Annotated in this window: 20 protein-coding genes and 1 pseudogene; 13 read left to right on the top strand and 8 right to left on the bottom strand. The window is 43.3% G+C overall.

Annotated elements, in window-relative coordinates:
• The first annotated feature begins 59 nt into the window (after positions 1-59).
• A complete protein-coding gene (locus AC1WMD_RS08965) occupies positions 60-1025 on the top strand; it encodes a LacI family DNA-binding transcriptional regulator (protein ID WP_043904418.1) in 966 nt (321 codons plus the stop codon).
• 597 nt (positions 1026-1622) lie between these two features.
• Positions 1623-2009 (top strand): IDEAL domain-containing protein, encoded by a 387-nt coding sequence (locus tag AC1WMD_RS08960; protein ID WP_043904419.1) that lies wholly within the window; start codon positions 1623-1625, stop codon positions 2007-2009.
• A gap of 893 nt (positions 2010-2902) precedes the next feature.
• On the opposite strand, the gene pdxR is transcribed toward AC1WMD_RS08960, so the two are convergent.
• Positions 2903-4375 carry a MocR-like pyridoxine biosynthesis transcription factor PdxR gene (gene pdxR / locus AC1WMD_RS08955; protein ID WP_043904420.1) on the bottom strand — a complete coding sequence of 491 codons (1473 nt, stop codon included), beginning with the start codon at positions 4373-4375 and terminating at the stop codon, positions 2903-2905.
• 100 nt (positions 4376-4475) lie between these two features.
• Between pdxR and AC1WMD_RS08950 the strand changes: the two genes are divergently transcribed.
• The 3 genes from AC1WMD_RS08950 to AC1WMD_RS08940 all read left to right on the top strand — a co-directional run bounded on the left by AC1WMD_RS08950 (position 4476) and on the right by AC1WMD_RS08940 (position 6805).
• A complete protein-coding gene (locus AC1WMD_RS08950) occupies positions 4476-5384 on the top strand; it encodes a DMT family transporter (RefSeq protein WP_043904421.1) in 909 nt (302 codons plus the stop codon).
• A gap of 331 nt (positions 5385-5715) precedes the next feature.
• Positions 5716-6006, top strand: a complete 291-nt coding sequence (locus tag AC1WMD_RS08945; RefSeq protein ID WP_043904422.1) for a 4a-hydroxytetrahydrobiopterin dehydratase — start codon at positions 5716-5718, stop codon at positions 6004-6006.
• A 22-nt stretch (positions 6007-6028) separates the two neighbouring features.
• Positions 6029-6805, top strand: a complete 777-nt coding sequence (locus tag AC1WMD_RS08940; RefSeq protein WP_043904423.1) for a 3-hydroxybutyrate dehydrogenase — start codon at positions 6029-6031, stop codon at positions 6803-6805.
• A gap of 283 nt (positions 6806-7088) precedes the next feature.
• Here AC1WMD_RS08940 and AC1WMD_RS08935 read toward each other — a convergent pair whose 3' ends face one another.
• Entirely contained in the window at positions 7089-7718 is a 630-nt protein-coding gene (locus AC1WMD_RS08935) for a hypothetical protein (protein ID WP_494256816.1), read from the bottom strand.
• Between the two features lie 317 nt (positions 7719-8035).
• On the opposite strand from AC1WMD_RS08935, the gene AC1WMD_RS08930 reads away from it, so the two are divergent.
• The 4 genes from AC1WMD_RS08930 to AC1WMD_RS08915 all read left to right on the top strand — a co-directional run bounded on the left by AC1WMD_RS08930 (position 8036) and on the right by AC1WMD_RS08915 (position 12367).
• Positions 8036-8893 (top strand): MurR/RpiR family transcriptional regulator, encoded by an 858-nt coding sequence (locus tag AC1WMD_RS08930; RefSeq protein ID WP_494256814.1) that lies wholly within the window; start codon positions 8036-8038, stop codon positions 8891-8893.
• Positions 8894-9015: 122 nt separating this feature from the next.
• Complete coding sequence (murQ, locus tag AC1WMD_RS08925; RefSeq protein ID WP_494256813.1) at positions 9016-9903, top strand: N-acetylmuramic acid 6-phosphate etherase; 888 nt, start codon at positions 9016-9018, stop codon at positions 9901-9903.
• Between the two features lie 22 nt (positions 9904-9925).
• A complete protein-coding gene (locus AC1WMD_RS08920) occupies positions 9926-11281 on the top strand; it encodes a PTS transporter subunit EIIC (protein ID WP_494256811.1) in 1356 nt (451 codons plus the stop codon).
• A 15-nt stretch (positions 11282-11296) separates the two neighbouring features.
• Complete coding sequence (locus AC1WMD_RS08915; protein WP_043904428.1) at positions 11297-12367, top strand: DUF871 domain-containing protein; 1071 nt, start codon at positions 11297-11299, stop codon at positions 12365-12367.
• Positions 12368-12642: 275 nt separating this feature from the next.
• Here the strand turns inward: AC1WMD_RS08915 and AC1WMD_RS08910 are convergent, their stop codons facing one another.
• A complete protein-coding gene (locus AC1WMD_RS08910; RefSeq protein ID WP_017437271.1) occupies positions 12643-14304 on the bottom strand; it encodes a multicopper oxidase family protein in 1662 nt (553 codons plus the stop codon).
• A 224-nt stretch (positions 14305-14528) separates the two neighbouring features.
• Here AC1WMD_RS08910 and AC1WMD_RS08905 point away from each other — a divergent pair, with 224 nt between their 5' ends.
• The 4 genes and pseudogenes from AC1WMD_RS08905 (at position 14529) to AC1WMD_RS08890 (ending at position 16006) form a co-directional block, all read left to right on the top strand.
• A complete protein-coding gene (locus AC1WMD_RS08905; protein WP_260676129.1) occupies positions 14529-14789 on the top strand; it encodes a MupG family TIM beta-alpha barrel fold protein in 261 nt (86 codons plus the stop codon).
• Entirely contained in the window at positions 14758-15126 is a 369-nt protein-coding gene (locus AC1WMD_RS08900; protein ID WP_260676130.1) for a DUF871 domain-containing protein, read from the top strand. The genes AC1WMD_RS08905 and AC1WMD_RS08900 overlap by 32 nt, the downstream gene beginning before the upstream one ends.
• A pseudogene (locus AC1WMD_RS08895) lies at positions 15024-15584 on the top strand (dicarboxylate/amino acid:cation symporter); the annotation flags it as partial. The gene AC1WMD_RS08900 and the pseudogene AC1WMD_RS08895, both read left to right, overlap by 103 nt.
• Positions 15585-15730: 146 nt before the next feature.
• Complete coding sequence (locus AC1WMD_RS08890; RefSeq protein WP_144319570.1) at positions 15731-16006, top strand: hypothetical protein; 276 nt, start codon at positions 15731-15733, stop codon at positions 16004-16006.
• Between the two features lie 289 nt (positions 16007-16295).
• Here AC1WMD_RS08890 and AC1WMD_RS08885 read toward each other — a convergent pair whose 3' ends face one another.
• The 5 genes from AC1WMD_RS08885 to AC1WMD_RS08865 form a co-directional block, all read right to left on the bottom strand.
• Positions 16296-17201, bottom strand: a complete 906-nt coding sequence (locus tag AC1WMD_RS08885) for a response regulator (RefSeq protein WP_043904430.1) — start codon at positions 17199-17201, stop codon at positions 16296-16298.
• A gap of 3 nt (positions 17202-17204) precedes the next feature.
• The gene (locus tag AC1WMD_RS08880) at positions 17205-18473 is read right to left on the bottom strand and encodes a sensor histidine kinase (protein WP_043906527.1); all 1269 of its coding nucleotides are present in this window, start codon (positions 18471-18473) and stop codon (positions 17205-17207) included.
• 99 nt (positions 18474-18572) lie between these two features.
• On the bottom strand, positions 18573-19223 hold the full coding sequence (locus AC1WMD_RS08875; protein WP_043904431.1) for an amino acid ABC transporter permease: 651 nt from the start codon (positions 19221-19223) through the stop codon (positions 18573-18575).
• Between the two features lie 18 nt (positions 19224-19241).
• Positions 19242-19895 carry an amino acid ABC transporter permease gene (locus AC1WMD_RS08870; RefSeq protein WP_043904432.1) on the bottom strand — a complete coding sequence of 218 codons (654 nt, stop codon included), beginning with the start codon at positions 19893-19895 and terminating at the stop codon, positions 19242-19244.
• Between the two features lie 74 nt (positions 19896-19969).
• Positions 19970-20830: a transporter substrate-binding domain-containing protein gene (locus tag AC1WMD_RS08865; protein WP_494256808.1), complete on the bottom strand. Its 861-nt coding sequence runs from the start codon at positions 20828-20830 to the stop codon at positions 19970-19972.
• Positions 20831-20869 lie beyond the last annotated feature (39 nt).

Raw genomic sequence — 20869 nt, 5'->3', positions numbered from 1 at the left:
ATGTATAATATATAATGATAAAAAAGGAGAGAGCATTTAATTAGATAGGAGAGAGTTTCATGGTCAGTATTAGAGACATCGCAAAAAAAGCAGGTGTTTCCATATCGACGGTGTCTTACGCATTAAATGGCAGTCCAAAGGTAACGGAAGAAACAAGCGCGAAAATCTTAGCGATTGCCAAAGAATTGAATTATGTTCCAAATGCAGCGGCACGAACACTAAAAAAGAGAGAGACAAAAATTATTGGCGCCTTTTTAACCAATTATAGTGGTGCATTTTATGGACAACTATTACAAGGAATGCTTGAAACGCTGGGGAATAATGGATATGAGCTCATTGTCTGCAGCGGTAAGCAGTCACATCGTTTTCTGCCGGAACGAATGATTGATGGCGCCATCATTTTAGATCAGACGTTTTCAAGTGAAGAATTGCTTAGCTACGCTGATCGTGGACATAAATTAGTCGTTCTAGACCGCGAATTAGATCATCCAAATATTAGTCAAGTGTTGCTTGATAATAAAGCAGGCGCTACATTGGCCATCGATTATTTAATTGAGAAAGGCCATCGCAAAATATATGTTGTTACGGGTCCAAAAGGTTCTTATGATTCCAACCAGCGTTTGAAAGCCGTAAGACAAGTAATAGAGCGGCATCCGCATATTGACTATACAGAAATTGAAGGAGATTTTGATAAACAGGCTGGAGAACGTGCGGCGCAACAAATCATCCAGCAGTATAGCCAACCAGTTGCGGTTTTTTGCTTAAACGACGAAATGGCGATTGGAATGTACAATTATTTGGCCAAGACAGATTATCGGGTTGGCGAACATGTCCACATTATTGGATTTGACAACATTGAATTGGCTCGTTATACCCAACCGCGATTAGCGACAATCGATTATTCGAAGCGGAAGTGGGGGGCCCTAGCTTCTGAACAATTATTGAAATTGATTGCTAATAAACCTGTAGAGCATGAGCGAATTTATGTAACATTGATCGAAGGGGAATCTGTACAATCGATATAAAGTGTCATCTTGCGGGAACATATCAGAGTCGTATTATCCTTCATTTATGCGGTTTTGAAATCCACGATGATAAAAAGACCGTAATCCGAAGGCCCATGTGCATCGCTGTGCCGTTTACAAGGTACGTAACATGCTAAACAGTGTTTAAAAAAACAATTCGAATGGCAGATGATTAAAATCCGCTTCAGACAAGCCCTATCTCACAAAATTCTTGACGCTGCCAATCCATTGACGATTGATTCAATTAGGGAGTTATTCTAAAACAAAATCGCTAATTTGGACATTTTTGTTCAAATTTTGTTTTAGGATTTTAAATCCAATAAAGAAAAGGAGAACTTGAACGCTGAAGGAAACCAGCTCTCCTTTTTTCTGTATAGCAACCAAAATGCTATCTTGTTTCGCTTTTTATACGAAAACGGCCATTCTAATTGATCGTAATAATAAAATAAGTTAAATTTTTCTTCTCACTCCTCATGAGAAGAGTATAAATTCAATTGTTTGATTTTCTATGAAGAAAATGTATAATTTTTGCTACAGAAGGCGTGTTCCCAGTTACGTGTCTTTTTTAAAAGAACACTTTAAGTGGTGGTGAATTCAATGGATAGAATAAGTAATTCGCCAGTGGAAGTAGGGGACTGGGTAAAAGGGAAAACAAAAAATGGAGAATTGATATACGGTTATATTGAAACGGTAAATCCATTACAAGAAACTGTCAAAATAAAGGTGATGAATTGTGATAATGAGCAAATCATTGGAAAAACCGTTGAAACACTAAAACACTGGGTAAAAAAACTACCGATGTCGACCTTTGATAATGAGGAATCGATTAAGGCATTAATTGATTTGGCTTTATTAACTAAGGATGAAAGCTGGTTTATGGAACTGTCCACCAAATTAAAATCGATAAGGCAAGTTGCAAAAGAAAGTGAAATGAAGAATACCACTCAAATAGATAGGGAACATACGGCACAAGAAGCTGAATGATGAAAATACTCATGGTGCGCGCCAAGAGCGGCACGCGTATAAGCGAAGAAGGCTCCTTTCAAAGCTGTTTGAAAGCCATCTATACAGGTTGAAAGAATGGAATGCCGAAAAAACAACTCATATGTTTTTTCGACGATCCATCATTGAAACTCATGTGAATAGAATTTCAGCTGATTGCACAAAAGGGAGTTCACCAATGGGCTCTATAGAGCTTGTTTCAATAACTCTTTATCTGCTAAAGCAGAGAAATCTCGTGTATAATGAAAGTGCTCTTGCATGGGAAATCTTTCTTCATGTAGGATGACATTTTCAATTTGATGAGATTTCTTGTGCAAGAGCTATTTTACGTTCAAGTGTTGTTTATATAGCGCTGTGAGAAATTCGACCAACTTTCCTGCAAATATTTTAAGAAATCAGCTTAACTCGCCTAAATATATCGATAAATCTATATATATATCGATATAATGGTATTTCAGTCATAAAGTGTCTTTTCTCTTTTATGGTTAACAGGTGGTGCTGATCTAGGAGACATTCTCCAAGGTGGATAGTTAGCTGAGAGTGGAAAGCTTGTTCTGTTACATAGTGATGTGGAGAATGGATAACCTTATTGATACATTCGATGCATTGGATTCACATACATTTAAAGTCCGTCACTAAGTCTTGGGGATTAATTCATTTGTTATGAGAGCTATCATCGTGGATAGCTCTTTTACTGTTTCATGAAAGATAGGCAGAAGGGGAATAGGAATTATGATTCGCAGAGCAAGACGCGAGGGTGCAAACGAGTTAAGTCAATTATCTTTCTAAAGCATTTTGGGGATATAGCGATGTTATGGAAGAAAGAGTCTGTTTCCAGTGATGACAATGGAGGCAGACTCTAAATGTTTGTGAGTTTAAAAGCTCGGATATCTTTCTATTTCATCATATTTTTGAGCTAACGCATGAATAGTATCACATAGCCATGCAATCGCTTGTTTGAGTTCATCCGCAGGCAGTGCAGCAAAACTTAAGCGGATATATTGATTCGGCACATGTGTCGGAAAACAGGCGTTTCCTGGCAGAAAAGAAAGCTGCTTCATATGAGCGTGTTCTAAGAGAATATCCGCATGGACATTTTTCGGAAGCTTCACCCAAATGGTATTTCCTCCATTGGATGGGCGGAATGTAAGCAAAGATGAGTGTTGATGTAAGAATTGAACACATTGGTTTGCCCGTTTTCTTAAATCATTGCGCAACTGTTGCAAGAAGATGTGTAATTCTGGTGATTGCAATAATGCTGCAATGATTTTTTGCATTAACAGCGGCGACCCTAAATCGGATATGCTTTTGACCGCAATAAGTTTTTCGAGCAAGCGGCCTTCGGCAACAAGCGCGCCAATTCTGCAAGCAGGTGATAAAAATTTGCTGAAGCCTTTTAAGTAAATTACATGTCCGGATTGATCAAAGCTTTTTATCGGCGGAGGAGGTGGTTCATGAAAATACAGCTCGCTCCAAGGATCGTCTTCTAGAATAAGAAAATGATAGCTCTCTGCAATATCGATCAGTTCCTTCCGCTTTTTCATGCTTAAAGTAGTGCCGGTCGGGTTTTGAAAAGTCGGATTGATGTACAGCAATTTTGGATGATATTGGTCACAAATTTGAAGCAGCATTTTCGTATCAATTCCGTCCTGTTCCACAGGGATCGGAATGATCTGGGCCCCTCTTGCCTTAAAAATATCAATACTCCCTGGATAGGTAGGCGCTTCCATCAAAACGATGTCATTTGGGCCGATAAATGTTTTGGCAACGAGTTCAATTCCTTGTTGCGCACCGCTGACAGCCAAAATATGTTCGGGTGGAATATGCAGGTTCTTGGAGACAAGATAATTGCTGACCGCTTTGCGAAATTCGCTATCCCCATTCGCGCTGCTATATTGGCCTAATACGTACGGATGTTGTTCCATGACTTGCATCGTAACTTTTTTCATCCAGTTGATTGGAAAAATACTTTCATCGATACAGGCGGTCGCCAAGTTATAACGAATATTTCGCAGCGGCTGCGAGATCGATAATGATTGAGCTCGAGGGACATAGTCGGGAATAAGCATTTGCCAATTCGTATTTGTATTATAGATGTTTTGTGGTTGTTTAAGTGATTTTACGAAAACTCCCTTCCCTTGAAAGCTCTCCACATATCCTTTTTGCTGTAATTGTTGGTACGCTTTTTGAACAGTCACCAATGATACGCCCAATTCTTTGGAAAGTTGACGGACAGACGGCAATTTTTCTCCATTTTTTATCATGTTCGAAGAAATGCGATCCATAAAATATTGACATATTTGATCATGAATCGGGAGATGAGAATGTCGTTTAATGGGAATATTCATCACCAACATCCCTTTCACTGTTATAGAAAGAGTTTTACTGTTATACATGCATTGTATCATTCTATAGATAAAAATGACATGAGAAAGGTGATGAATATTTATGGTTTTAGTAGCTTATATAACGATGTGCCTCATCTTCGGAACAACGTTTTTAGCGATTAAAATCGGGCTGGAAGCAGGGTGGATTCCTTATTTTTCGGCAGGTTTTCGCTTTTTTATCGCGGGGCTGCTTGTAGTAATGTATGGCTTTGCAACAAAGCAATTTCAAGTTCCGACGAAGAAACAACTCATTCAATTTCTTATCACGGGGGCGTGTATGACAGGTATAACATTTGGGACGCTGTATTGGGCGGAACAGTATATTCCGTCTAGTTTTGCCGCTTTGTTATCGGCTACGGGGCCGCTTTTTGTAGCGCTGATGCATTCAAGAGTGGAAAAAGTGAAAATAACTAAGGTTCAGTTTGCGGGGCTTGGATTAGGCTTTCTCGGAATCGTTTTTCTGACGTGGCCATCGATTTCTGTACAGTTTGACATATTGTGGTTTATTGCCTGTTTGGTGATGATTATCGGGGAAAGCTTTTATGCGTTTGGCACGATTTACTCAAAAGTCGTATTAAAACAAGGTATATCACCGTTGATGTTAAACGGGTATCAAATGTTATTTGGTGGGCTGTTGCTGTTGCTTGTTTCTTTTATTGTGGAAAAACCAAATATATCCCATGTTAATCCGACAGGGTGGCTTTCGCTGTTATACTTGATTGTCATTGGTTCGATCTTAGGACACGGTTTATACTACTGGCTCATTCAAAAGACCAATCCTTCTTTTCCTTCGACATGGCTTTATGTGTCTCCGTTTATTTCACTAGTGCTTGATATATGGATTCAAAAAGAGACGTTTCATCTGCTTTCCATTATAGGCGGTATCACTATTTTAGCGGGGGTGTATTTGATGAACGGGCAAATAGTTTACCATGCTTTTTTGAAAAGGCAAAAGAGTGTTGCACGCTAAAAGGAGGGCGCATTTTGCACATAACCCTGTCAAGTAGACAATGAAAAAAGAGTATATGAAGCCGCGGTCTTTTTTCGATATTCAATCTTCACAACCTTTTGACAAAAAGTAGGATTTTTTCGACTGCTGTCAAATTAGTTAAGGGAAAGTTACGCTAACTAACGCATGTGCATTCACATTCATGCCATTTATTAAGCGCATCATTGGAATATGTTAAGTAAAGTCATGAAGTAACTGTAACTTTCAGTTTGTGTCGTTGAACTAAGATTTATACCGGTGTGCAATTGTTGTTATCCGTCCTGAACTACAAAATCGGGGGAGGCAAATAGTAATGCGATTAACCGATGAAGAAGTGCAATCCCTTTTACAAGAGATGGAAGGCTGGAAACTGATGGAAGAGCAGTGGATTGCGAAAAAGTACCGCTTTCAAGACTATTTGCAAGGAATTGAATTTGTGCGGCAAATCGCAACCATTTCCGAAGAAACCAATCATCACCCGTTCATCTCCATTGACTATAAGCTTATCACGGTGAAAATTTCATCGTGGCGGGCGAAAGGGCTGACGAAGCTCGATTTTGAACTGGCGAAGAAATATGATGAAGTTTACGAAAAAATGAGATGAGAAATGCAGGGGGAGGAGAAACATGGTCAAACATCAAGTAGCATTTGTCACCGGCGCGGCAAGAGGGATCGGTTATGAAATTGCGAAAAAGTTTGCTGAAAATGGGGCAAAAGTGGTTCTTACCGACCTAAATAAGACAGAAGTGGAGGAAGCGGCGGAATCGCTTCGAAATGCGGGATACGAAGCGGTCGGCTTGAAGTGTGACGTCACCGCTGAAGAAGAAGTGAAAACAGCGCTTCATGAAACGATCGAGCGGTTTGGCCGCATCGATATTTTAGTGAACAATGCCGGTTTGCAATACGTTGCCAATCTGGAGGATTTTCCGACAGAGAAATTTGAACTGCTCATTCGCGTCATGCTGATTGGGCCGTTTATCGCCATCAAGCACGCGTTCCCAGCCATGAAGAAGCAAAAATACGGGCGCATTATTAATATGGCGTCGATTAACGGGCTGGTCGGTTTTGCTGGGAAAGCGGCGTATAACAGTGCCAAGCATGGAGTGATCGGTTTGACGAAAGTAGCAGCACTCGAGGGGGCCCCGTACGGCATTACAGTGAATGCGCTATGTCCAGGATATGTCGATACCGCTCTTGTCCGCAACCAGCTAACCGATTTAGCCGCCACGAGAAATGTGCCGCTTGAAAAAGTACTCGAGGAAGTCATTTATCCGCTCGTGCCACAAAGACGCTTGCTGTCGGTCGAGGAAGTAGCAAACTATGCGATGTTTTTGGCAAGCGAACAGGCGAAAGGAATTACGGGACAGGCGGTTGTCATTGATGGAGGATATACCGCACAATAATAAAAAATGATACGGTTTTTTGTAAGGCTACCTTGAAAATAAGCGGTATAACAAAGATATGAATCTAGTAGTATGGGCAGTACAGCTTATTTTAATGCATCGTTGTGTCAAAAAATTGGCATGAGTGTCTTTGTTCAATTTCTTTTTATACCAAAGAAAAAGGCCGAAATTAAATCGGTCTTTTTTCATTCAGAAGTAAAACCTTTTCTCCAGTCAGACTCTTCATAATGAACCTCTCCCACCTACACTCCGTTAAGAGGTGGGAGACTTCTCGGTAAATATGTTAAATCCACTTTTCATTTTCGTCTATTCCTCTTTCTTCTGACGGGGTACACATTCGTTCACTAACAAGTTTTTCAAGAAGCTCCTTTTCTATTTTTTGTAAATAAAGAGTGTTTTCTTGAAGCTTTTTTAGGTTTACATCAAATAACCAGGAACGAATGGCATAATTATGATGAAACAGAAAGGTATAATCTTCATTTTCATATAACCTTCTAATAGGTTGGCAACTAAGAATCTGTTGAATATGATCATCAATCGCTTCATCAGACGGTTCTGCTTTTTTGCGCAATTTTATTCCTAATGGAGTAGAAATTAAAGTAATTATGGCAACAATAATAATAGCCAGCCAATTAGTGAAAGAAAAAAATCCTGTATAAACAAAGTAATTAAGAAGGAGGGAGGTAAAGAGATATATAGCTCCGACACCTAAATAAATTATTCTAGCAATTGGAATTGGTAATATTGAAGAAATTTGTAACAGTTCATCAAGGATAGATCCATTATTCGGATTTGCATTGTCCACATATTTACGGTCTGATTCACTATATGTCCAACCTTTGTGGAGAACCATAATTGACGTAAGTAAAAAAGCAAAGCCAATTAAGGGTAAAACAACCTTTTCCCAACTCATTTCTAATAATCCTTTCTTAATTCCAATTGATTTTTATCTTCAATCGACTAAAATTTTTTATCCTTAAAACTTTCCGTAAGACTCATCATAATATTTCAACTATGTTCATTCATACTCAACCTACTCTAGTAAAAAGGCTTTTTACTCAAATATAAGCCAAAACAAATTACAGTTATATCAGTAAATTTTCCCATCCTATTCAAATTTGCAGGTAAATACAGCTGTCAAGAACTTGACTTGGTCTATATTTGTCGTAAAACCGTATGGTATGATGAAAATACAGAAGAATAGCGGGCATCGCTAGAAAGGGGAAGATCATGAAGCAGCTGGGCATTTTAGCGAAAATCGAAAATCAAATGGAACGATTTTCACCAGCAGAAAAAAAGATTGCTACGTATATTATGGAACATGCGGAGCTTGTGCCGAATATGACGACAAAAGAATTGTCACGAAACGCCGGGGCAAGCGAGGCGAGCGTCGTGCGCTTTTGCAAAACGATCGGCATCGGCAGCTTTACGGCGCTAAAGCTGGCGCTCGTCCGCGAACTGACGATTGCCGATATGAATATTAACGATTTTTCCATTATCGAAAAGCAAGATGCGCCGTATGATTTGTTCAATAAAGTCACGTATGTCAATAAAGCGGCTATCGAAGCTACGACGACGACCATTGATAAACGCGAATTGGAAAAAGCGGCGGAAGCAATTGTCAACGCGGGAAAAATTTTGTTTTACGGGGTCGGCGGTTCCGCCGCTTCGGCCATGGATGCCTCCTATAAATTTACGAAGCTCGGTTATGTATCGGCGATGTCTCCGGATTTTCACACGATGCTTCCGCTTGTCGCCAATTTAAAAGAAGGGGACGTGTTTGTCGCTGTTTCCACCTCAGGAAGAACAAAAGATGTGCTCGAAATCTCCCGGTTTGCGAAAAAACAACGTGCGACGGTGATCGCCATCACCAAACTCGATCCTTCCTCTCCGTTGTATAAAGAAGCCGATATTAAATTATGCCTCCCCGATGTCGAACAAGACCACCGCATCGGCAGCATGGCATCGAGAATGGCGCAGCTGAACGTGATTGATGCGCTTTATTTAATCACTTTTCATCAAGTGGGCAGCCGCGTAATCGAAAAATTCCATGAAACACGAGAAGAAGTCGTGCGTTTAAGAAGATAGAAAAGGCGAGGATGCAAGCTCGCTTTTTATTTTTTCCTCAGTCATATATTGATATTTTATTTCATAATTATATAATAAAATTAAGAAATAAAATTTCATAACCAAACAAGAAGGTGACGAGATTGCTAGAACATCTTACAACTGAACAGTGCAATGCGAAAACGAAAAACTTGGATGAAATGACAACGAAGGAAATTTTGCAAGTGATGAACGAAGAAGATCAGACTGTCGCTTTGGCGGTCTCCAAACAATTAGACCAAATTGAGAAACTGGTGCAAAAAGTCATCGCATCGTTTCAACGAGGAGGCAGGCTGATTTATATCGGTGCGGGGACGAGCGGCCGCCTTGGCATTTTGGATGCAGTAGAATGTCCGCCGACGTTTGGGACCGATCCAGACATGGTGCAAGGAATTATCGCTGGTGGATTGAAAGCGCTCACAAACGCCGTCGAAGGGGCGGAAGATGATGAGGAGTTGGCGGTCCGCGATTTACAAAAGGTTTCGTTGGCGGACAACGACGTTGTTGTCGGCATTGCCGCGAGCGGTCGCACGCCTTATGTGATCAGCGCACTTCGCTACGCGAAACAAATCGGCGCGACAACGGGAAGCATCGCCTGCAATAAAGGAGCGGAAATCAGCAAATACGCCGACGTCAGCATTGAAGTGGAAACAGGACCGGAAGTGTTGACCGGCTCGACTCGCCTAAAAGCGGGAACAGCGCAAAAAATGGTGCTTAACATGATTTCGACCGCTTCGATGATCGGAATTGGAAAAGTGTATAAAAACTTGATGGTCGATGTCCAGGCAACGAATGGGAAGCTGAAAGAGCGAGCGAAGCGGATTATTATGGAAGCGACAGGCGTGGATGCGAACGCAGCAGCGCGATATTATGAGGCGGCGCACGGAGAGGTAAAGGCGGCGATTGTGATGATTTTGCTGCAATGCAGCTATGAGGAAGCAAAAGAGCGCCTGCAAAAAGCAAACGGTTTTGTGCGCAAAGCACTTCAATAACAAACAAAGGGGAGAGGAAAAAATGAAACGGGAACAACAGATGGCCATGGCAATATTAGAGCGGCTTGGAGGAAAGGAAAATATCACGCGCATAGCCCATTGTATGACAAGGGTGCGCGTATCATTGCGCGATCCGCAAAAAGCGGATATTGCCGCGTTGAAACAGATCGAGGGAGTGATGGGCGTTATTGAGGATGAGACGCTGCAAATCGTCGTCGGTCCGGGAGTGGTCAACAAGGTGGCCGCGGCGTTATGCGAGCTGACGGGGTTGGAGCTTGGTGAAGTCATTGAAGAAGATGTGGCGGAGCGGACAAAAGCCGAAATCAAAGCGCGCAACCAAACGCCGTTGAAGCGGCTGCTGCGGAAAATTGGCAGTATTTTCATTCCATTGATTCCAGGTCTTGTTGCGTCAGGAATCATTAACGGGATTGCCAACTTTGCGAAAAACGCCGGAGTCGATCCGACAGAAACGTGGCTGCAGCTGTTATTGCTGATTGGCGGGGGAATTTTCGCTTCACTCGGCATTTTAGTCGGCTACAATACGGCGAAAGAGTTTGGCGGCACCCCGGTGTTAGGCGCGATTGCCGGTATTTTAGTATTCAACCCGGCGCTTGCCGATGTCAAACTTTTTGGTGAAGCGCTTACTCCAGGACGAGGCGGGTTGTTTGCTGTCCTGTTGGCGGCATGGCTGATGGCGGTTATTGAAAAATATGTGCGCAAATTTGTTCCAAATGCAGTCGATATTATTGTCACTCCGCTGATTACTGTACTTATTGTTTGCTTATTTACGTTGATTGCGGTACAGCCGATTGCAGGCTGGTTGTCTTTAGGTATTACTAGCGGCATTAAAGCAGTGTTGGATATCGGTGGTGCGATTGCCGGCGCGGTGTTGGCAGGTACGTTTTTACCGCTCGTAATGGTTGGATTGCATCACGGGCTGACGCCGATTCATATGGAATTTATTAATAAAATCGGCACGACCCCGATTTTGCCGATTTTGGCGATGGCGGGAGCAGGCCAAGTCGGCGCGGCGATTGCGATTTTTGTAAAAACGAAAAACAAGCGGCTTCGCAACATTATTAAAGGGGCGTTGCCGGTCGGATTTTTAGGAATTGGCGAGCCGTTGTTATACGGGGTCACCTTGCCGTTAGGCCGGCCATTTTTAACCGCCTGCCTCGGTGCGGCAGTTGGCGGGGCGTTTCAAGCGGTCATGAAAACAGCGGCGCTTGGCATCGGTGTGTCCGGTTTATCGCTTATTCCGCTCATTGCCGAAGGAAAATATATCACATATTTTATTGGATTGGTGATTTCCTATACGTTTGGCTTCATTTTTACGTATTTGTTCGGATTTAAAGAAGAAATGGCGGAAAACATTTAAATTCGGGAGGCAATTATGTTTTCCTTTTCGTTCTATTTTTCAGAGCCGTTGGAGCAAATCGAAAAAAAGTTTCAACAGGCAAGCGCGTCCGGATGCACGGAATTATTTACGTCTCTTCACATTCCTGAAGACGATTTGGATAAGTACCATAAAAAGCTTCCTCTGATCGGGGAACTTGCGAAACGCTACGGAGTCGGGGTTGTCGCCGACGTCACCCCGGCTTCGCTCACGAAATTAGGAATAAGCACAGAGCAGCTTTCCGCGCTGCGCGGTTGGGGCATCAGTGGGCTAAGGCTTGATGATGGCTTTTCGATGAAGGAGGCGGCGCATTATTCTCATCAAATCAAAGTGGTACTCAATGCGAGCACACTAACAGATAGAGAATGTGACGAACTGGCCGCGTGCAGCGCCAACTGGGATCATATTGAAGCGTGGCATAATTTTTATCCGCGCCCGGAAACGGGATTATCGAAAGAAACGGTCATTCGAAAAAACCAAACTCTACGCCGGAAAGGAATTCAAACGATTGCCGCGTTCATCCCGGGAAATAAAGAAAAACGAGGTCCGCTCCATCAAGGGCTACCTACGTTAGAAGCACATCGGCATATGGATCCGCTTTGCGCGTACGCGGAATTAGTGCGAGATTGTAACGTAGATAAAGTATTCATTGGTGATATTTCCGTAACGGATGATGCCCTTATGCGAATAAAAGAATTTCAAGATGGTGTCATTCCGCTTCGTTACCTGCCGCTCGTAAAACAACGTGAATTGCTTTCCATGGTCGAAACGGTTCACACGAATCGGCGTGACGCGGCAAGGGATGTCATTCGATCACTTGAATCCCGCTTATCTTTCTTGTGGCCAAAGCATTTATTAGCGCCAACATGTACGATCGAAAGACAAAAAGGCAGTGTGACCATCGATAATATAAAATATGGACGATATGCCGGCGAACTGCAAATCACATTAACTGATCTTCCGGCAGATGATAAAGTCAATGTGATTGGCCGAATTATCGAAGACGATCTTCCTCTCCTTGCGTACGTCGGAGGAGGACAACGGTTTCGCCTTGTACAAGTCATATAAAACGTATGACCACCGAATATAGGTGGTTTTTAAATTTTGAGAAAAAAGAGTTTTTTAGCTATTGCAATAGTAACTGGGATGAGCGGACTTTTTACTTTCTTTTTTCTCCCAATGGCTTATCAAGAAACATTATATTCTTCCTCAAATATATGGTTTGTACCAACACCATCAAAATCGGTTGGTTGTCATATTAAATAAGCTGACACCATATAGGTGCCAGCTTGCAGCCTAGGAATGGCATTTCAAATAGTCATGATACAAAGCTAGTGTTTTGTTCAATCGTCGTGTCGATGGTGTTTATCGCAGTCAAAACAATTAGCGAATGAGTCGTCAGGACACGTTCCAGGGATCGGTTCACATGGGTTAAAGTTTTGATTATCGAGAACTTCGAATTGTCTCATCATTTCATAGTCTTCATGTTCAAGGATGTGGCAGTGCCATGGGTAGATTCCTGTAAATGGCCCAAAACGTGCAATGATGCGGGTAACTTCACCAGGATTGGCACGAACGGTATCTTTCCAACCCATCTCGTATGGCTCTGGTGGTCGTCGTGGCCCGACTTTGAGGTCAGGGCCATTTGGATCGCCAGTAAACGTGGCGCGGTCTAAAATTTGGAAAGTAACAAGGTGCAAGTGAATCGGATGGGTGTCAGGCGTCATATTGTACAGTTCCCAAATCTCTATGGTGCCATTATACGGGGTTTCCGTAATCGGCAACTCATTCCACTCCATGTTATTTAGTAAAAGCTTCGGACGTCCGAATTCATCGGTACTTTCCACTAAGAGGTTTTTCCGGACGATTACAGCATCGTCAGGATCAAGCCGCTCCAAGCAACTTAACGTTGCTGGGATTTCACTTCTGTCAGGTTTGGAGAGCTTTTTCTTGACGCGAAATTCCATGATCTGCTTGAGGTTTGAAGAAGGTGGATCACCGTTAGGAAATGGGGCGGGTGCGTCATTGGTTAAGATGATGCGTTGTCCTTTATGGTTTGAAAAATCGACAATGACATCGACACGTTCTGCCGGAGCAAGTATAATTTCAGAAACAGCCACGGGATGTTCTAAGAGTCCGCCATCCGTGCCTATTTGGAAAAAAACTTGACCAGAGCTCAACCGTATACGGTAAAAGCGGGAATTTGACCCATTAAGGATACGGAACCGGTATTTTCGCGGTTCGACTTCAAGATAGGGCCATACTTTTCCATTGACTAGGATTGTGTTGCCGAAAAACTCTGGAACGACTGATGGATTTGGCAATGTTGGATCTATTGGTGGAGGTGGCTGTGGCGCTGGAGGTGGCTCATGGCCTGGCTGGGTTGGATAGAAGAGTTCACCATTAGGATAGAACGAACGATCTTGGATGACGAGCGGAATTTCAAATTTTCCACTAGGCAGGTTCAATTTTTCTTCTTCTTCATCTCTGAGGATATAGAAGCCCGCAAGGCCTGCATACACGTTCAAACGAGTGATTCCAATGGCGTGGTCATGATACCATAGCGTTGCTGGGCGTTGACAGTTTGGATAATAGTAGACTTCATGTACGAATTTGGGCCCGACATTTTCGAAATTTCGCGTAAACCATGCCTCTGGATGTCCGTCATTTTCCGGCCGAACACGACCTTCATGCAAATGCACAACCGTCCTAACAGATGGTTGGTCTGGTTCTGCCCCATGAACGGTTCGATCCACTGGCAGCAAGTGTTCAAAGGGCAATTTGTTTTTCCACTTGACAAAAATAGGTTGATTCCGCCGTACTTCAAATGTCGGGCCAGGATACATGCCGTTGTAACCCCAAACGGTAGTCGGTGGTAAATCGCGATGTAATTTTTGTTTGACTTGCTTCATCGTTACCTCATAGTATGGGATGCCATCAAGTTTCCCTTTTGGTTTTAAGACAGGCGGAATAGGTAAGGCATCTACAAATTTCTCTAAATACATTAATTTCCCACCTTTAAGTACTCAAAGTATTATACCTATATATATCATACGAGTTTGTTTTAAAAGGGTATGGACAGGTTGATCAGGATAAAAGTGGAATTTTTATATACAAATCGATGGGATATTTGACTGGTTCAAATCATCTGCTTTTTGACTGGGGAATTAGTGGACTGTAGCTTGATGATGGATTTTCTATTGAAGAAGCAGCAACATTTTCTCATCAGATGAAGGTTGTTTTCAATGCAAGCACGATGACGGAGGAAGAAGGAGATGAGATTGCTGCCTGTGACGTCAACTGGAATCATATCGAAGCGTGGCACAATTTTTATCCGCGCCCAGAAACGGCGCTGGCGAAAGACACAGGAGTTGAAAAAAACAACATGTTGAGGCAAAAAGGATTGCGGAAGATTGCCGCGTTGATCGCTGGAAATAAAGAAAAGCGCGGTCCGCTCTATGAAGGGCTTCCGACGCTGGAGGCGCATTGATCCGCTTTGCGCGTATATGGAACTGATGAGGGACTGCGGCGTCGATAAGGTGATTGTCGGCGATGTTGCCGTGACGGATGATGACCTCATGCGGATAAAAGAGTTTCAAGATGGCATCCTTCCGTTTCGTTACCGTCCTCTCATCCTCTATGATTGGCTTTCGCTCTTGGAAACGGTACATACGAATCGGCGTGACCCAGTTAGAGACGTGATTCGTTCCGCCGAATCACGCTTATCGTTGGCGGGAAAGCAGTGGCACAACGTTTTTGGAAGCATATTTTATCGCCTGCGGCCACGGCGCTTGCCACTGGAAGCAGCGTCGCTACCATTCCGGTAAACTTAGAGGCGGCGAAAAAAGTCGGCGTTCCTAAAGAAATACGCGAAACCGTGATTCCTATCGGTGCAACGATACATATGGATGGTTCATGTTTATCTGCTATTTTGAAAATTGCTTTTCTGTTTGGGATTTTTGAGCAAGACTTTTCTGTAATCGGAACGTTTTTAACTGCCATCGGGATTGCAATTCTTTCTGGTACGGTAATGAGCGGTGTGCCCGGCGGTGGATTTATCGGGGAAATGATGATTGTCACTCTCTACGGATTCCCAATCGAAGCGCTTCCGATTTTATCCATGATCGGTGTGATTGTAGATCCGCCTGCGACCATGGTGAATGCTACAGGCGACAATGTCACTTCTATGATGATTACCCGGTTTATCAAAGGAAAACGGTGGATGGAAGAATCAGAAGAGATGTCTAGCACTTCTTCTTCAGTCACTTCATCATTTTTAGTGTAAGAAGAGCATGTTGCTCTCCCTTTTTTAGAAGAAAATTTCCCCATGAAAGTTATAATGAAAGAAAGTAAGAATGATAGAGAAGAGATAGGATGAAAAAGCGGCTTTTTGGATATGGATGTGTGCATTGATGGGCGCGGCGATTTTGTTTGCATGGCAAGATCGCAACGGTTTTTGCATTGGCGATGAATTGTTGCACAAAATCAGGGATTCCTGCACGGTCGAATGGCCGCCAAAACAGCGGAATCCATTATACGGCATTACGGGGCATGTTTTTCATGATCGGCGGATGGATTGGCGCGGTGAGGCTGCTTCGTGAGTTTCATCCGCGCTTGCAACGGTGGCTGGTAATCACGTTTTTGGCGATGCTTATTGTTGTCGCCCCTGCTGTCAGCCAATGGATCAAGGCGGCATATTACGCCTGACACGCCTGACATTCGGGGGAAAAAGCGATTGAATATTTTCCCATGAAGAGCGAATGCACGGTGAAAAATGACGTTGCTCGCTGTCAATTGACGTTTCAAAATTACGGCCGTATTGAAAGGACCGTTCACATTCGATGGGAAGAAGATATATTGCGCCCATCTATCATCTCTTTTGTTGAGGAATTTTCAAAAAGGGAAAAGTGACCGTCAATGTTCAACAGCAGATGCACAAGCAGGAGATAACGGAAGGAACGTTTGCCGCTCCGAAGATTCACCTCCAATGGCTCGACTAGGAGGGCTGTGCTTTTTTCATTTCCATATAAAATGCAGTTAAAAATTTGCGCACGTTAATGCGGCATTTTGTTGCTTTTTCCCCATTCTCCAGCTCTTTCATGCGCTTGCGGATTTCCTCAAAATCAAAAAGACGCGGCGCAAAATGTTCAAAAGTCGGATTCGTATAGTCGGTAAGGCCAAGAGAAGCGAGATGGGTAAATGCCTGCAGCACGAGACGGCGGATGCGCTGTTCGAGCGCGCGCACTTCTTTCGGTATTTCCGCCGCATGGTGTGCTTGCTGTATTAGTTCCGTATATAATTCTTTTAAAGGGGGAAGATCATGAATCGTTTGTCCCCGCATCTCTTTTTCCGCCAACCAGCGCATGATCAGCAATAAATCGGCGCTTCCTGCTTCCCCGGCAATGCCGAGCAACAGGAGAAGCTGCTGGGCCTGCTTCTCGAGATTCGTCTGTTCATTTCGAGACAATGGAGATGTCTTTGGTTTATCCAATACTTCGAGCATTTGCCGAATGGACTGAAGCGACTGCAAAACAGAAATGTGCTCTGCTACGCGTTTTAATACCGATACGACCTCATAGCGGTTGATCGGCTTTTGAATATATGTATCCACCCCATGGAGATAAGCCTGCCCGACCATTTCTTTATTTTCGACTTGCGAGATCATGACGAATTGCCCGGTAAATCCTTCTTCTCTCAATTTTTTGATCGTTTGAATGCCGTCGCGTCCCGGCATTAATAAATCGATCAGCACGACGTCGACGGAAAATAGCTGGTCCGCCGAAACATACAGCCCGTCGTCTGCCTGTCCGACCACTTCGCCAAGCTCGTTTTCGTGAATGATTTTTTCGAGCATTTTCCGCACGACGGCATCATCTTCAATGAGAAAAAAACGAAGCCCCATGGGTTACTTTCCTCCTTTCTTTAACAGTTGATCGGTCGGAATGGTGAGGCGAAACACCGTTTGTCCTGGTTTGCTTTTGACGAGTTCGATATGTCCGGAGAAGCTTTGCACGATGTCCCGTGCATGAGTAAGACCGATGCCTGTCGATGGATTGCCATATGAATCATATTTGGTCGTAAAACCGGGCTGAAAAATCCAAGCTGCATCTTCTTTGGCGATTCCCGTTCCGGTATCGGTAATTTCAATGACAAGGTTACGTTCCTGCAATTGCGCATGCAGATGGATCGCACCGATTGACGGAATTGCCTCTACTGCGTTGGCCACTAAATTGTTAAGAACAGAAAGTAGCGGGTAGACGTGATCGGTGGACAAATCTACTGGGCATGTGTGCGTAAATGTAATCGTTTTTCCTGTCATCTCGGCATATTTTTCGTTCGCACGAATCACCATGCCGCACAGTTCATCAATCGGCAGCCGCTCTTGCAGCGGCTGGCGCCCGATTAATTTGGACAAGCCGGCGAAAACGCGCTGCATATCTTTTTTCACTTCATGAATATGTTCGGCGATATAAAGTGCAGCGTGCGGCTCAACTTTTTTTCCTTCTATTAAAAAGGAATATAGTTCATAGCTTTTGCGGGTAATTTCTTCGATCAACTGCATCGATTTTTGTAAATAAAACGTTTCCTCATACATTCCTGTGTTAACCATAAGCAATCGTTCTAATTCCTGCTTTCGTGCCTCCGCCAGTGACTGAAAATGTTTTGTCACCAACATATTGTACACTCCAATGACACAAAAGCTGCGTAAAATCGCAAACAATACTAATACAACCATCGATTGATCAGTGACGGTAAACGGTTCGCCTAGCAAATAACGGACGAACAATTCACAAGTATTGGAAAAAAAGTCGAGCCCCGCACCAAGCACCCCGGCACGGATTGGCATTTCCATCAAGCGGCGAAAGCGAACTGCGGATACGATTAGTGCAAAGCTAATATAGTAACATGCCGCTGGGGCATGGGTGAAAAAGCTATCGGCAACAGCCGCCTGTCCTGTCAAAAGATCGAGAAGAACGCGGAAAATAACGACGAAACAGCCTGCGCAAATCCCGATCACAAGCGGGGGAAACGCTGTAAAGGAAACGAGCCCGAAAAAAAATACCGCTCCTCCTAATGAGAATCGAAACGGGCTGTCGAATGGATTAATTTTCATTTCACCAAAGAAGGCGGTAGCCATGATTAGGATCGTGATCATTAAAAGCCGTTCATGCATTGTTTTTCCCTTGTTCACACGCTGTTTTCCCCCTTTTTGTTCTATTATATAACAAAAAGGGGAAAATAGAATGTTGTCAAAACAAGTTTTATAGACAGTTTAGCGCTGTCTGTATTCTAGTTTTCGAGAAACAAGGGACAAAGAATAATTGACAGTAAAATACATGAGCGCCACTAAAATGAAAATCGGAATGACATAGTTGACATTTCTCCCGTTAATAATTTGCGCATGGTTCATCAATTCTGGAAGGGAGATCACGATCGCTAACGATGTATCCTTCAGTAATGAAATAAACTGACTGACAATCGGCGGCACCATCCGCCGCAAGGCTTGCGGCAAAATGATATACCATAACGTTTGCACATACGTGAGCCCGGAAGAACGCGCTGCTTCGATTTGCCCCTTGTCAATCGAGTTGAGCCCGCTGCGCACAATTTCCGACAGCATCGCTGATTCAAAGACAACTAGAGCGGCAATGGCGGCATAAAATTTATCCAGCTTCAGCCCTACTTCTGGAAGGGCGAAATACGTAAAGAAAATGATCAAGAGCAATGGGAGATTGCGAATCGTTTCCACCATAACAGCAAAAATTTGCGAAATACCAGGGATTTTTGTATAGCGTATCACACCAATGATAATTCCGAAGATAAAACTAAAAATAATGGATATAAATGCAACTTCTAACGTCACTAAAAACCCTTGCAATAAAAAGGTGAGATGCGCTGGGGCATATGCACCGGCAAAATCCATAGCTGTGTCCCTCCTCGCTTACCGGGTTTTAGCCAAGCGGCGTTCCAAATAGCCGACGCCTAAACTTAACGGTATAGTTAATACAAGGTAAAATAGAGCGACGAAAATATAGACATCAAAGGTGACGAACGTGTCCGACGAAATTAAATCGCCGAAATACATAAGGTCGAGCCCGGCGATCACTCCTAACACAGATGAGTTTTTCACTAGATTGATAAATTGGTTTCCAAGCGGCGGAATGACAATTTTAATCGCCTGCGGCAGGATGATGTAGCGCATCGTCTGCAAGTACGTCAGCCCCGAAGAGCGCGCGGCTTCCATTTGTCCTTTCGGAACGGCTAATATTCCTGAACGGATGACTTCAGCGATAAATGCGGCGGTGTACACCATCAAACCGAGCGTGCCCGCGGTAAACGGATCAAAGCGGATGCCAACGGCGGGCAGACCGACAAAAAAGACAAAGACGATTAAAACAAGCGGAATGTTGCGAATGAATTCGACATAGGCCGCTCCAAGCCAGTTTAACGGACGGATCGGCGCAATCCGAAAAATGGCGATAATGATGCCGATGGCTAAGCTTCCGATGAGGGCAAGAACACTGGCTTTTAATGTGTTGGCAAACCCTTGCATATACATATCCCAATGGTCAAACAAAATCGAATATCGTAACATGGCGGCTTTCACCTCGTTTCGGTCTGAAGATGAAACAGATGAGCGAAACCATACCGCTCATCTGTTTTTCAGTATTATTGTTGCGGTTTTTTTCCGATCCATTTTTCGTAAATTTTGTCGTATTCGCCGTTTTCCTTAATTTCTTTTAAGTATTCGTTAATGACTTGCAATAATTCTTTGTCTCCTTTGCGGACGGCGATGCCGTATGGTTCTTTGCTAAACGTTTCGTCAAGGACGCGGTAGTTTGGATCTTGTTTTGCCATTCCCCAAAGCAGCGCATTGTCCGTCGTGAGGGCATCACCTTGTCCAGCTTTTAAGGCCGTGAATGCTTCGGCGTAGTTTTCAAATTCTAATACATTGACTTCTGGTGCTACTTTGCGAATGTTTTGCGCGGAAGTTGAGCCTTTGGCGGTTAATACGGTCATGCCTTTTTTCAAATCTTTTACGCTGTTAATCTTGCTATCTTTTTTGACGAGCAGCGATTGGCCGGCCATAAAATAGACATCGGAGAAATCCACTTCTTTTTTCCGCTCTTCCGTGATGGTCATCGTCGCGATAATCGCGTCGATTTCGCCATTATTCAGCATTGGGATGCGTGTTTTGGATGTGACTTCTTTTAATTCGATTTTGTTTTCGTCACCGAGAATTTTTTTCGCCAATCCTTTGGCGATATCGATATCAAATCCTTCTACTTTTCCGGTTTCCGGATTTTTGAGTCCAAACAGGTTTAAGTCATATTTGACGCCGACAATCAGTTTGCCGCGTTTTTTAATTTTTTCTAACGTGTTCGTCCCAGCCGACGTTTCTGTCGATTTTGCCTCGTCCCCTTTGTTAGTCGTGGACGATTCGCTGCTGCATCCAGCTAAAGCAGTAATGCTCAATAAAGCGATAAGTGCAAGCGTGATCCACATTTTCCAAACTGTTTTTCTTTTCATGAAAAAACCTCCTTTGTTTTGATTCGAAATATTTTTTTG

The sequence above is a fragment of the Parageobacillus sp. NEAU-HV-2 genome, assembly GCF_059115485.1.
This window is presented reverse-complemented; position numbering and strand designations above follow the sequence as displayed.

Excerpts from the sequence above, each read along its gene's own strand:
- AC1WMD_RS08965 (WP_043904418.1), top strand. The coding sequence starts at position 60 with ATGGTCAGTATTAGAGACATCGCAAAAAAAGCAGGTGTTTCCATATCG.
- AC1WMD_RS08960 (WP_043904419.1), top strand. The coding sequence starts at position 1,623 with ATGGATAGAATAAGTAATTCGCCAGTGGAAGTAGGGGACTGGGTAAAA.
- pdxR (WP_043904420.1), bottom strand. The coding sequence starts at position 4,375 with ATGAATATTCCCATTAAACGACATTCTCATCTCCCGATTCATGATCAA.
- AC1WMD_RS08950 (WP_043904421.1), top strand. The coding sequence starts at position 4,476 with ATGGTTTTAGTAGCTTATATAACGATGTGCCTCATCTTCGGAACAACG.
- AC1WMD_RS08945 (WP_043904422.1), top strand. The coding sequence starts at position 5,716 with ATGCGATTAACCGATGAAGAAGTGCAATCCCTTTTACAAGAGATGGAA.
- AC1WMD_RS08940 (WP_043904423.1), top strand. The coding sequence starts at position 6,029 with ATGGTCAAACATCAAGTAGCATTTGTCACCGGCGCGGCAAGAGGGATC.
- AC1WMD_RS08935 (WP_494256816.1), bottom strand. The coding sequence starts at position 7,718 with ATGAGTTGGGAAAAGGTTGTTTTACCCTTAATTGGCTTTGCTTTTTTA.
- AC1WMD_RS08930 (WP_494256814.1), top strand. The coding sequence starts at position 8,036 with ATGAAGCAGCTGGGCATTTTAGCGAAAATCGAAAATCAAATGGAACGA.
- AC1WMD_RS08920 (WP_494256811.1), top strand. The coding sequence starts at position 9,926 with ATGAAACGGGAACAACAGATGGCCATGGCAATATTAGAGCGGCTTGGA.
- AC1WMD_RS08915 (WP_043904428.1), top strand. The coding sequence starts at position 11,297 with ATGTTTTCCTTTTCGTTCTATTTTTCAGAGCCGTTGGAGCAAATCGAA.
- AC1WMD_RS08910 (WP_017437271.1), bottom strand. The coding sequence starts at position 14,304 with ATGTATTTAGAGAAATTTGTAGATGCCTTACCTATTCCGCCTGTCTTA.
- AC1WMD_RS08905 (WP_260676129.1), top strand. The coding sequence starts at position 14,529 with ATGAAGGTTGTTTTCAATGCAAGCACGATGACGGAGGAAGAAGGAGAT.
- AC1WMD_RS08900 (WP_260676130.1), top strand. The coding sequence starts at position 14,758 with ATGAAGGGCTTCCGACGCTGGAGGCGCATTGATCCGCTTTGCGCGTAT.
- AC1WMD_RS08885 (WP_043904430.1), bottom strand. The coding sequence starts at position 17,201 with ATGGGGCTTCGTTTTTTTCTCATTGAAGATGATGCCGTCGTGCGGAAA.
- AC1WMD_RS08880 (WP_043906527.1), bottom strand. The coding sequence starts at position 18,473 with ATGCATGAACGGCTTTTAATGATCACGATCCTAATCATGGCTACCGCC.
- AC1WMD_RS08875 (WP_043904431.1), bottom strand. The coding sequence starts at position 19,223 with ATGGATTTTGCCGGTGCATATGCCCCAGCGCATCTCACCTTTTTATTG.
- AC1WMD_RS08870 (WP_043904432.1), bottom strand. The coding sequence starts at position 19,895 with ATGTTACGATATTCGATTTTGTTTGACCATTGGGATATGTATATGCAA.
- AC1WMD_RS08865 (WP_494256808.1), bottom strand. The coding sequence starts at position 20,830 with ATGAAAAGAAAAACAGTTTGGAAAATGTGGATCACGCTTGCACTTATC.